8 protein-coding genes are annotated in these 12,263 nt (G+C 49.5%); 5 read left to right on the forward strand and 3 right to left on the reverse strand.

Annotation, left to right across the window (positions count from 1 at the left end):
- Positions 1–885: 885 nt before the first annotated feature.
- The gene (locus tag AC0YN3_RS25335) at positions 886–2,871 is read right to left on the reverse strand and encodes a glycoside hydrolase family 15 protein (protein WP_475777710.1); all 1,986 of its coding nucleotides are present in this window, start codon (positions 2,869–2,871) and stop codon (positions 886–888) included.
- Between the two features lie 4 nt (positions 2,872–2,875).
- On the reverse strand, positions 2,876–3,904 hold the full coding sequence (locus tag AC0YN3_RS25340; RefSeq protein ID WP_475777711.1) for a LacI family DNA-binding transcriptional regulator: 1,029 nt from the start codon (positions 3,902–3,904) through the stop codon (positions 2,876–2,878).
- 494 nt (positions 3,905–4,398) lie between these two features.
- Here AC0YN3_RS25340 and AC0YN3_RS25345 point away from each other — a divergent pair, with 494 nt between their 5' ends.
- The 4 genes from AC0YN3_RS25345 (at position 4,399) to AC0YN3_RS25360 (ending at position 9,697) form a co-directional block, all read left to right on the forward strand.
- Positions 4,399–5,721, forward strand: a complete 1,323-nt coding sequence (locus AC0YN3_RS25345; protein WP_475777712.1) for a sugar ABC transporter substrate-binding protein — start codon at positions 4,399–4,401, stop codon at positions 5,719–5,721.
- 128 nt (positions 5,722–5,849) lie between these two features.
- Entirely contained in the window at positions 5,850–7,163 is a 1,314-nt protein-coding gene (locus AC0YN3_RS25350; protein WP_475777713.1) for a carbohydrate ABC transporter permease, read from the forward strand.
- A 2-nt stretch (positions 7,164–7,165) separates the two neighbouring features.
- The gene (locus tag AC0YN3_RS25355) at positions 7,166–8,005 is read left to right on the forward strand and encodes a sugar ABC transporter permease (RefSeq protein ID WP_475777851.1); all 840 of its coding nucleotides are present in this window, start codon (positions 7,166–7,168) and stop codon (positions 8,003–8,005) included.
- A gap of 138 nt (positions 8,006–8,143) precedes the next feature.
- Complete coding sequence (locus AC0YN3_RS25360; protein WP_475777714.1) at positions 8,144–9,697, forward strand: alpha-amylase family glycosyl hydrolase; 1,554 nt, start codon at positions 8,144–8,146, stop codon at positions 9,695–9,697.
- 280 nt (positions 9,698–9,977) lie between these two features.
- Here the strand turns inward: AC0YN3_RS25360 and AC0YN3_RS25365 are convergent, their stop codons facing one another.
- Positions 9,978–10,832: a helix-turn-helix transcriptional regulator gene (locus tag AC0YN3_RS25365; RefSeq protein WP_475777715.1), complete on the reverse strand. Its 855-nt coding sequence runs from the start codon at positions 10,830–10,832 to the stop codon at positions 9,978–9,980.
- A 291-nt stretch (positions 10,833–11,123) separates the two neighbouring features.
- Between AC0YN3_RS25365 and AC0YN3_RS25370 the strand changes: the two genes are divergently transcribed.
- Positions 11,124–12,257 (forward strand): LLM class flavin-dependent oxidoreductase, encoded by a 1,134-nt coding sequence (locus AC0YN3_RS25370; RefSeq protein WP_475777716.1) that lies wholly within the window; start codon positions 11,124–11,126, stop codon positions 12,255–12,257.
- Positions 12,258–12,263: the final 6 nt, after the last annotated feature.

Genomic DNA, 12,263 nt, shown 5'->3' on the forward strand with positions numbered 1-12,263 from the left:
TCATCTGTGTTTCTTCACTAACTCTTCTTCCTCCCATAACGGATCATCTCCCTTGTCTTAAGTTTAAATTATTGGATGGGAGGACTCCAGTTTAATTAGGGGGCCTAAGAGATATTGCCTAGAAACTGCAAAGCACGTTGTAGTAAGAAAATTTCCTATAATAGATTGGTGGACCACCTGTTATGTGATGCCAAACGCTCTTTGCTAATACGCTGTATGTGATGCTTTCTCAAACAAGTCTGCACCAGCTAAGGCTACGTTGTAGTTTCTGCAATAGAAACCAGATTTATGAGGTGATTCATCAGCTACATTGCAGTTTTTGCAATAGAATCGATCTTTTAAGGCTGAATATGGCTGAGATTACTAGCTTACGTTGCATAAAGTACAATCTAAACCAATAATGAGGGAGTCAACAACACTTTCTGTTGTACTTTCTACAACGTACGATTACCATTCAGTAGCTATCGTGGATTATTGGGATGGGGATGAGCAACTGCTAGTTGGATAGTGAAAGCTGTTGCTTGGGAAGCACCTGGTGTGTAGGAATGCCGAAAATTCTGTTGTATTTTCTACAACGTACGATTACCATTCGGCAGCTATCTTTGTTTATTGAAATGGGGATGAGTACCTGTTGGTTAGAAAGTGAAAACTGGTGCTTGGGCAGCCCGCGACGTGTAGGTTAAGAAAGTGAAAGCGGATGCTTGGGAAGTCCGCGGCGTGTTGGTAAGTTGCTAATTGTTGCGACCTGCTGTTGGTTGAGGAGCTGGGAGCGCTCGATAGGCAGCCTGCGTAAACGAATAATGCTAGCCGATTGTTGCGACCTGCTGCTGGCTATGAAACAAGGACCGCTGCCTAGGCAGCGGTCCTTGAATGCTATTATGCTGGTTAGCTGCTTGCGGCAACCGTATCAACTGTTGCAGCTTCTGCCGTGCTTGCTTCTGCTTCAGCAAGCATAAATACAGTAAGGATAAACATCGCGTGTGACCAAGTAAGCGGCACGACCCAGGCTGTTTCACCGGTGTTTTTGTCAACTTGCTCGGGTAGCAGTCCCATTTCCGTACGGTGATCGATCGCCCATTTGAGCAGCTGCTTGGCTTGGTCAAGGCTTCCTGTTTGAATACGGTAATGGGCCAGCCATAGCGTGGTTAGAATCCATGGATTGCCACCGATATAAATGTCATCTTCATATCGTTTGATGCCACCAACGCCGGGCACGGTTAAAGCCGCTTCCACTGCGTCGGCTGTCCGGCGCATATATTCGTGATCAGCTGACACAGCCCCGAACGGAACCGCAATGCCGAGCAGGCTGACGTCGATGATCGAATCGTGATTGATGATATGCTTCTTATTGCCTTTATTGCCTTCCGCGATATAGCCCGTTGCGCCGTCAGCAATCGCCTGCGTATATTTGCTTTCATGAACGGTTAGCTCCACACCGCGATAGAAGGCACCGCCATCCTCGTTCCAGCATAGCTCTTTAATAGCTGATGCCATACGCTCAGCTGCAATCGTCCATTGTGCTGCTAGCTCCGTTTTATCCATAAGCTGCGCAAAGCATGCAGCTGCGGTCAATCCGCCGTATACGGCAGCGGAGGAGTAAGTATGGGAGGCTTCGCGTTCTTCCCATAAGTCGATGCTCGGTTTTGGCAGCCCGCTCTCGTTATCGATAAAGCTCATTAAGAAAAAAGCGCCTTTCTCAACGGCCGGCCATACTTGCTCCGCGAACAGCCGATCTTGTTTCTCCATGTAGTGCTGCCACATCCCCCAAATAATGGATGAGCCCTCGTCGATCTGAAGTCCCCATGATGGCGCAAGGCTTCCGTCATGATAATGGCGCTGTTGCCACGAGCCGTCAGGCGACTGTGCGGTAAGCGTCCATGCGTAGAAGCTGTCCGATAAGGAGCCTAGACCTGCTCTATCAAGCGCAGTTGTAATGAATGCGGCATCTCGGCCCCAACAGAACGAATATCCGCCGCAACGGACGAATTGTTCATCAAATTCCGGTGCCGCGATAATGCTTCCCGTCTGCTCGTCGGACATAAGCTTGAACATCAGCAAGGAGCGGTCATACAATTCGGAGATGTCTGCATCAGCAATAGGGCAAGGCACGGCCGAGGATAGGAATTGCTGCCAGTAGCCTGTCGTATCTCCCAGCCACTCAGCGCTTTCTTTCTCCTTCACCAAACGCATTTGCTGCAAAACGCTTTGTTTATCATGCCCTGCGGCAATATAAACGGGGATCGTTAGCGACTCACCGGCAGCAAGCGAACTAACCTGCCACTTTATTGCCCCGTCAGGCTTCATATCGATCTCGTTGCCATTCAACTGGCCGCTTTGGGCAGACTCCCATGAAAGCCCCGATTGAAAGTTTGTGCATACGTTTGCACTTGAAAGCGCAAAATAATATTTATGCCGAAAATGAACCAAAGCATCGTCAGTTGCCACGAACATTGTAGTGTTATATAGCTGATTTTCACTGACGAGAAATGAGGAATGAACGATAAAAGAGAAGGAGAGCGGTTCATTGCTTGTATTCGTAAAAGTATATTCCCGCACGATTGCATCTTGGCCAGGAATGGCGAAATGAAGGCTTTCAACCCGAAGCGGCTGCTGCACGGAGCTTGCTGCCACGCGGAATATGTTCGTTTTATCCACATATTGGGCTTCATGCTTCCAGCCATCGGTTTCTTCATCGAACCAAGATATGCTCCCTTGCTCATATTGGATCCCCGTTCGAATCGCATCGACATGCTGGGGAAGATCGATGTTTGGCCACCACAGGCGGTACATTTTGCCTGTGCGGCCAAGGGACGCGAGGAATTTGGAATTTCCGATGATTGCGTCAACTAAATAGGGCTTTTTATCTGACATGAGGTCAGCTCCTTTTGGATATGTTCTGTATAGACGACTCCCGAACAATCAATCTATGTGGGATGATCATTCTGTTTTGGTGCACGCTTTCCTCCTGAATGAAACGAATCAGCATTTGTGAGGCAGTATAACCAAGCTGGTAAGTTCCGATATCGATGGAGCTGATAGGAGGCGTTGCTAACTCGGATAGGGCAATGTTGTTGAAGCTGACAATGCTCAAATCATCCGGTACTTTGAATCCGAGCTCCGTCAGGCCGCGCAGTACGCCGAACCCGACAACATCGTCAATGACGACAAGGCCGCTTGGCCGCTCAGGCAAGCTCATCATGAAAGACATCGCGCGATAGCCGCTTTGCTGCAGAAACTCGCCTTCCACAATCCATTCGGACCGGACCGTGAGGCCTGCTTCGCGCATCGCTCTCCGATAACCTTCCATCCGGTCATGAGCTACGGTAAGCGTGGGTGGCCCGCTAACGAACCCGATCCTTTCATGGCCTTGCGAAATAAGATGCTGGGTTGCATCATAAGCTGCGAGCTCGTTGTCGTTATCGACGGATAAAATATTCGGGCGATCTTCCGTTCTTCCAATTAACACGGTAGGGAAGTTATGTTTGTTCAAGAGGTCTATTAATGGGTCATTTACTCGTGACGACAACAAAATAACGCCATCAACCCGGCGGCCGAATACAAGTCTGGATACCGTTTCTGTTTCGTCGCTTGGCGAGGTTGCGGCAGTAAGAAGCATGTCATAGCCAGCTCTTGTCGATTGTGCCAAAATACCGCGAAGCAATTCACCGAAGAAAAAATCTTGGAACAGCTCCTCGGCAGGTCGAGGAAGCATGATGGCCAGCGTCTGGGTTGTTTTTGAGACAAGGCTCTTCGCCATCACGTTAGGATGATAGCCCATCTCTTCCATAAACCGTTTAACCTTCAAGGTTGTTGCTTTACTGATTCGAGGGTGATTGGATACGACCCTAGATACGGTAGAAGGAGACACTCCGGCGGCTTTTGCAATATCTTTAATGGTTACCATAGTAAGTACCTTCCCCCATTGCGCAATCATGCATGCTTTATATGCTTCATCCTAATGCAATTGTTGCCTAAAAGTAAATATATATCTAAAGAAAGCGTTTCACAAATGATAAAAAACTGAATCAGAAAGAGAGAAAAGGAGAATAACGAAGAAAACGCAGTATTTGTTCCGTATAATGAACTGTGCAAACGTTTTAACAAATGATACAGCTTGTTGTATGATGAATCCACGAATAGAACGCTTTCAAAGCTGTTTACTCAGGTCGGCATCGCAAATAACGCTAAATTAGCCAAATGCGAGGCTATTTTTTTGACAGACTGTACAAACGTTTGCACTCATCGTGCAGGAAGCTTTTCCAACCGGAAAGGACGATTGCGGAAAGTGACAAATGAACAGTATTCGACGCAGTCTGCACATTCTGATCTGGAGAACCGTTTGAACGGCGTTGATTCAAAAAAAAGCATGGAACACATTATGGAGGGGGATCACCCAGCATGAAAAAGTGGTTTGTAATGTCATTAATTGTTTCCTTGTTTATCGTATCCGCATGCGGCGGTTCGAACAACGGAGGTAAAACGGAAAATGCCGCTAACGCTACAAATGCACCTGCTAACACAAACAACGCAGCTGGCAATGAGAGCGAAGGCGCAGCAGAATCCGACGAAATAACACCCGAGGAAGGCGCATCCTTGCTCGTATGGGAGAGTAAAGAAGAGCGTCCATTCGTTGAAGCGATTTCAAAGGAATTTACTGAAAAATACGGCATTGAAGTGAAATTCGAAGAGGTTGGCGCCGCTGACCAAGTAACGAAGTTGACGACTGACGGTCCTGCGGGACTTGGCGCAGACGTCGTTGTTTTCCCGCATGACAACCTGGGCAGAGCGGTAACGGCAGGCCTTGTTCTTCCGAACGATTTCTATGAAGAGCAAGCCAAAACGGATAACTCGGAAATTGCTGTAAACGCTGTTTCTTACGGCGGTACGCTGTACGGATACCCGCGCTCGATCGAAACTTACGCTTTGTTCTACAATAAAGCACTCATTAAAGAAGCGCCAAAAACGTTTGATGAAATCGTAGCGTTCGCCAAAACCTACAATGACGTACCAAACAACAAATTCGCTCTGATGTGGGAAGTAGGAAACTTCTACTTCAACTATCCATTCATCTCAACCGGCGGCTATGTTTACGGTGAGAATGGCCAAAACAAAGACGATATCGGCTTAAACACGGAAGGCGCGGTTAGCGGCTTGAAATATTACGGTTCGCTAAAAGACAGCATCCTGCCGCTTAATTCCGGCGACATCACGTATGACATCAAAAAAGGCATGTTCACTGGCGGTACGCTTGCAATGGACATTAACGGTCCTTGGACGATCGCGGATTACAAAAACGCTGGCATTGATTTCGGCGTGGCACCAATCCCGAGCATTAATGGCCAACCGGCGTCTTCGTTCTCCGGCGTTAAGGCATGGTATGTCAATCAATTCTCGAAATACCCGAATGCGGCTCGCTTGTTCGCGAACTTTGCTTCCACAAAGGCTGCGCAATTGAAGGATTTCGAATTGACAGGCGCGATTCCAGCCAACACAGAAGCAACGAATGATGCGGCCGTTCAAGGCAATGACATCGTCAAAGGTTTTGTTGCACAGTTCAACCAATCCACGCCTATGCCTTCGATTCCGGAGATGGGCAACGTATGGAGCCCAATCGCGGCAGCGTTCTCTGATGTATGGAACTCCGGCAAGGATGCGAAAGCGGCTCTTGATAACGCGGTCCAACAAATCAAGGATGCCAATAACGGTACGGCAGCAAAATAATATCCATATCCGGCAGAACCCGCCGAGCCATGCTCGGCGGGTGAGCCGATGTGTTGAATTCCGCGGCTTTTTTTGAGCATATGGCGGTTTAAATTGCTTTTGACATGAAAGGAAGGGAGCTTGGCGGGATGAAGCGTCATCGCAGCACCGCGGCTATATTGTCGTTACTCGTAATGGGTCTTGGCCAATTGTATAACCGCCAGTTTATGAAAGGCTTAATCATGCTTGCTGTCGAAGCGGCAGCGCTAATGTATTTTATACCGAATTTGGGAAGAGCCATCTGGGGTATCGTCACATTAGGTGAAAAAACGCAAGGTCTGGAGAAAATCGGAAAAATCAGTGTGCGCGTGGAGGGAGATCACTCGATCTTTCTATTAATCAGCGGTTTAATTACGCTTTTCCTATTTGTACTTTTTATCATCATTTACATTATGAATATTCGCGATGCTTATCGGAATGGCAAGCAGAGAGATGAAGGCGTGCTGCCTGCAAGCTTCCGGCAGACGTTGGCTTACGTGACGGACCGTAATTTTCCGCATTTGATGCTAACCTTGCCGGCGCTCGGCGTTTTGTTTCTAACGATCATGCCGATTATCTTCATGGTTATGCTTGCTTTCACCAACTACGCGTCGCCTGATCATATTCCTCCGGCCAAGCTGGTGGATTGGGTAGGCTTTCAAACGTTTGCTAACTTGCTCACGCTCAAAACGTGGAGCCACACGTTCATCGGCGTGTTTACCTGGACGATCATTTGGGCCGTTATCGCCACGGTAACGACGTATTTCGGCGGCCTGCTGGTAGCCTTGCTAATCGAGCAGAAGGGCATTCGTTTCAAAAAGCTATGGCGGACGCTGTTCATTATTCCATATGCGATCCCGCAGCTGATTTCTTTGCTCGTCATGCGCAATCTATTCAACGGGCAATTTGGTCCGATCAATCAGTACCTAGGTTATTTCGGCATGGGCAAGCTGCCTTGGCTGACAGATCCTTTCTGGGCAAAGGTAACGGTTATTCTAGTCAATATGTGGGTGGGCATACCCGTATCCATGGTGCTCATTCTCGGCGTATTGACCGCTATTCCGAAGGACCTGTATGAAGCGGCGGATGTTGACGGAGCGACGGGTATCCAGAAGTTCCGTATCATCACGATTCCGTTCGTACTGTTCTCCACAGCGCCGATTCTGATTACGCAATTTGCTGGCAACATTAACAACTTCAACGTTATTTTCCTGCTTACGAACGGGGACCCGGTAAAAGGTGATTATCAATTCGCCGGCAGCACCGACTTGCTCGTGACGTGGCTGTATAAACTGACGCTGAACAACAGTCAATTCAATATGGCCTCGGCCATCGGCATTATTATTTTCATCATTGTCGCTACATTCTCGATTTACAACTATCGCCGTACGCGGTCATTCAAAGAGGAGGATATGATCCAATGAAAATGGGGCGCAAAACAGCGAATGTTGTCCGTTTGACGTTAAGCTATGTCTTATTGATTGCGATTGCCATCTGCGCGATCTATCCGGCGCTTTGGGTGCTGCTGTCGTCGCTTCGTCCGGGCACGTCGCTTTTCAGTTCGAGCTTGATTCCGGAATCCTTTACGCTGGTCCATTATAAAGAGCTGTTCACGAACCCAAGCTTCCGTTACGGTGTCTGGTACTTGAACACGCTGAAGATCGCAACGTTGACGATGATTTTCTCTACGATTCTCGTTACGCTTAGTATGTACGCGTTGTCGCGTTTCCGCTTCCGCGGCCGCAAGATGACGCTGACGATTATGCTCGTACTGGGCATGTTTCCCGGCTTTATGAGCATGATTGCGATCTTTATTTTCTTGCTGCAGCTTAATTTGCTGGATACGCATGCAGCGTTGATCATCGTTTATTCGGCAGGTGCGGTACTCGGAGGCTTTGTTGTAAAAGGTTTCTACGATACGATTCCGCGCAGCTTAGACGAAGCGGCGCGCATTGACGGCGCATCTCATTTGCAAGTATTTGTGAAAATCATGCTTCCGCTGTCGCGTCCGATGCTTACGTATGTGGCACTAACGACATTCGCGGGCTCATGGGTTGATTTTATCTTTGCGAGATTGGTGCTGCGCAGCAAGGATAACTGGACGCTGGCCGTCGGGATGTGGGATCTCGTCAATTCGTATCAGAACAGTAACTTTACGCTCTTTGCAGCTGGCGCGGTCTTGATTGCCATTCCGATTACGCTGCTCTTCGTCTTCTTGCAGCGCTTCCTTGTGCAGGGGCTGATGTCCGGCGCTTCAAAAGGATAAAGGATGATAGACAAACGTTTGCATAATGTGAGTATTGTCCTGTTTAGTCTCATGCTGGTTGCCGCACTTTCTGCTTGCTCTGTGGGCGGCAATAGCACCGAGCCGCATTCGGGAAATTCGGTTCTAGGAAACAATGCCGTGAGTACACGAGATGGTGATGGCATAGGCGAGGTTAAAGGCGAACCGGCAGCAGCCGCTTATCAAGCGGATGAGCAGCCAGGCGGCGTTTATTATGAAATCTTTGTGCGTTCCTTCTACGATACGAATGGAGACGGGATTGGCGACTTGAACGGAGTTACCGCCAAGCTTGATTATTTGCAGGAGCTTGGCGTTAGCGGCATTTGGCTCATGCCGATCAATGCCTCTCCAAGCTATCATGGCTATGACACGACCGATTATTACGCCGTTAATCCGGAGTACGGTACGCTTGAGGACTTGAAGCAGCTGCTGGGTGAAGCGCATAAGCGCGGGATTAAGATTATTATGGATTTTGTCGTGAATCATACGAGCAAGGAGCATCCATGGTTCAAAGAAGCGCTCGCAGATGAGAATAGCCCTTACCGCAGCTGGTATACGTTCGCGAAGCTTGACGAGAAGGTCCGCGCAGACGGCGCGGTTGGCGGCGACCCTTGGCATAGCTTCGGCGGCTTGAAGTATCTCGGCGTATTCTGGGAGGGCATGCCTGACCTGAATTTCGATGAGCCTAAGGTTCGCGAGGAAATGGTCAAGATCGGTCAATATTGGCTGAATCAGGGATTGGACGGATTTCGGCTGGATGCAGCGAAGCATATTTACGGAGACTTCGCTTCTACGGCGAGCACGCCGGACATTCAGGCGAAGAACAAAGCCTGGTGGCAGGAATTCCGCATAGGCATGACGAAATCGAAGCCCGATGCCTATCTCATCGGAGAGGTCTGGGATTCACTGACCGTCATTGCGCCTTACTTTGACCAAGCGCTGGATTCCGCGTTTCACTTTGATTTGGCAGGGCGCTTGCTTAGCGCGGCAGACAAAGAATTGGATGCAGACTTGGCTTTCTCGCTAGGGCGCGCCTATGGCGTCTACGGGAAATCCTCGGGCGGCAAGTTCGTGGATGCGCCGTTCCTGAGCAATCACGATCAGAATCGCGTCATGACCGTACTGAACGGAAACGTTGATCATGCCAGAATGGCGGCGGCCATGCTGCTGACGCTTCCGGGAACGCCTTATCTCTATTACGGCGAGGAGCTCGGGATGAAAGGCGCCAAGCCTGATGAATACATCCGTGAGCCGATGCCGTGGTATAGCGATCCAAGCGGCGGCGAGGGTCAGACGGCATGGGAGAAGCCGCGACATAATACGGAGCCGCAAACGGTGTCCGTAGAAACGCAAACGAATGATGAAAATTCCCTACTGAACCATTACCGCCAATTGATAAAGTGGCGGAACGAGGAACCCGCGCTGCAGGACGGAAGTATTGCGGAGTTCAAGCTGGAGCCGGAAAATCAGAAACTTAGCGCCTATGTTCGGATGACAGCCACAGAACGCGTTCTCGTTGTTCATAATTTATCCGCAGACGAGCAAACGACGGCGTTGCAAGCGTCGCAAGCATATGGCAGCTTTGAGTCGCTTGTCAGGGCTACGAGCACAGAAGCCGAATTAGCTGAGGGCAGGCTCACACTACCTGCATACAGCACCGTTATATTGAAATGATGAAGAGGGAACTGCACATAAAGTGCGGTTTCCTCTTTTTTGCATGCAGAGTGGGGATGAACTGTCTGAGGAGCATCCGCGTGCTTGGGTTGCCTAGCAAGCGACAGGGTAGGAGATTTGCAAAAACATAAAATGTAATGCCTTTTTTAAAGGCCTGGGTCCCGCATGGGCAATGTGGGAATTTACGAATGTGCTGGTACTGGTTGGGTTCGTATATGTCGTACATCTCATCAGAAGCGGAATGGGGAACAAGACGACGGGTACTTCTTGACTAGGAAGGTTATTCTTTCCTGAACTGGGCAGGAGACACGCCAACATGTTTTTTGAATGCTTTCGAGAAGGAGAACAGATCGGGATACCCGACGGATTGAGCGATTTCAGCAAGCTTGTAGTCGGTCTGCTTCATAAGCAATCTAGCTTCGTTCATGCGCAGCTGCTGCACATATTTCATCGGTGAGAGTCCGAAAGCCTTGGAGAAGCTTTTGGAAAAATGAGTGCGGTCGATGCCTACGTAATCTGCAACGCTTTCAATAGTAATGCCGTCGGCATAGTGGATCTCCAAATAGTCCTTTGCCCGCTGCAGCCAGCTTCCGGAAGATGCGGGAACATCTTGCTGAACATTGCTTCTTGCGAGGATATCGAATACTTGATGGAAGATGGACAGGCGCGTCAAATCCGAAGCAGGTTCTACCTTGTCGGTGGCGAGGTTGAAGAATTGCCCCATTCGCTCAATCGCAGCATTGGTTAGGCCGTCCCGCAGATGGGGCTGATAGGGGGTTAACCCGACTCGCTCCAGGAGTGACAGTGCGTGTTTGCCATCGAATGCAAAGAAGATTTTGCGCAGCAAAGCATGCTCGCTTGTGTAATATTCATGCGTCACCTGAGGAAACAGGCAGTAGAGATCGTTTTTGCGCAGCGGATACGTTTGTCCACCTTGAATAAAGGTGCCTTCCCCTTCAAGCACCATAATCAAATAATAGTAAGGCGTAATTCGGGGACCGATATGATAGCCGGGCTTCGCGATATTGGCACCGAGTCGAATAGGCCAAGCTGCGCCTGCCTTCTCGAATGCAGACGGCGTGAAATAGTGGATCTCAAGCTGCTCGTGATGATCCTCTTTCATGTTATGGAACATGGCTGGCCCCCCTTTTTTACCATTGCTTTTCTGATGTGAAGCTTATCCTATGATTTGGTTCATACCTATGAAACCACAAAATGACAAACAACTCAAGCTACGAATTGACATTTACACGAAGGGTGCCTCCTTGCTATTATTCAAATAACAAATTAATCCGATAAATTTTGTTGGTTATCTACCGGACAACTGGTGAAACGGCAATATTCGCATCGTATGCGTTTGTTGTTGTATGACTCGAACATAGCATTCTTTACTTCACGACAACGAAGCGTAAAGGGGATAAACGAAATGAGCAAGCAAGCAAAGGTGGAATTTGGCTGGTTTATTCCGACAAACGGAGATGGCCGCTATATAGGCGTGAAGCCGGAACGGGAACCGTCGCAGCAGTATTTTGTAGAGGTTGCACAGGCCGCAGAGGAAGCGGGCTATGAGTTCGCGCTCATTCCGGCTGGAGGGGATTGCTGGGATGGCTGGATCGTAGGTTCTTGGGTAGCCTCGGCGACAACGAAGCTGAAGCCGCTAATAGCGATGAGGCCGGGTCTCGTCTCACCTGTGCTTGCTGCCCGCATGGCCTCGACGCTGGACCGGATGTCAGGCGGACGCGCGCTCATTAATGTAGTAACCGGACATTACCCGGCAGATCTAAAAGCAACCGGAGATCCGCTGCACGGCAGCCATGATGAGCGTTATGAGCGGACGAAAGAGTTTCTTGAGGTTGTGAAGGGTGTATGGCAGCAGCCCGAAAGCGAAGGAGTAGGCTTTAATTTTGCCGGGAAACACTATGAGGTAGAAGGCGGCCTTAGCAAGCCTGCGCCGATTCAAACGCCGCATCCCCCTCTGTATTTTGGAGGAAGCTCGGTCGCTGGCAAACGCGTGGCAGCGGAAACGGCGGACGTTTACTTAATGTGGACGGAGCCGCTTGATTGGATTGAGGGTCAAATTGCCGAAATGGAAACGTATCTGGCTGAGCTTAGAGCAGAGAAAGGTATCGAAAGAGAGCTGCGCTACGGCATCCGGGCACAGGTCGTGGTTCGGGAAACGGAAGAAGAGGCTTGGGCGGCAGCTTGGAACATTCTGAGCAAAGCCGATCCGGAGCAGCTGAAGGCTAAGGAAAAGCTGCATTCGAAGACGGATGCGACGAACCAGAAACGCCAGATGGATTTGTTCAGCCAATCGAAGGAGCAGGACTATGTAATCGGACCTAACCTTTGGTCAGGGCTGTCTGCGATTCGCGGCGGCGGCGCGGTGACGTTCGTCGGAACGCCGGAGCAGGTATCGGATCGTTTAATCGAGTTTATTGATGCAGGCGTCACCTCATTTATTTTATCGGGTTATCCGCATCTGGAAGAAGCCAAAATTTCTGGCGAGCTGCTGCTGCCTCTCGTGAAGCAGAAGCTGGCCGCTAAAGGAATCATCATTTAATCCATT

Source organism: Paenibacillus sp. J22R232, assembly GCF_056269165.1.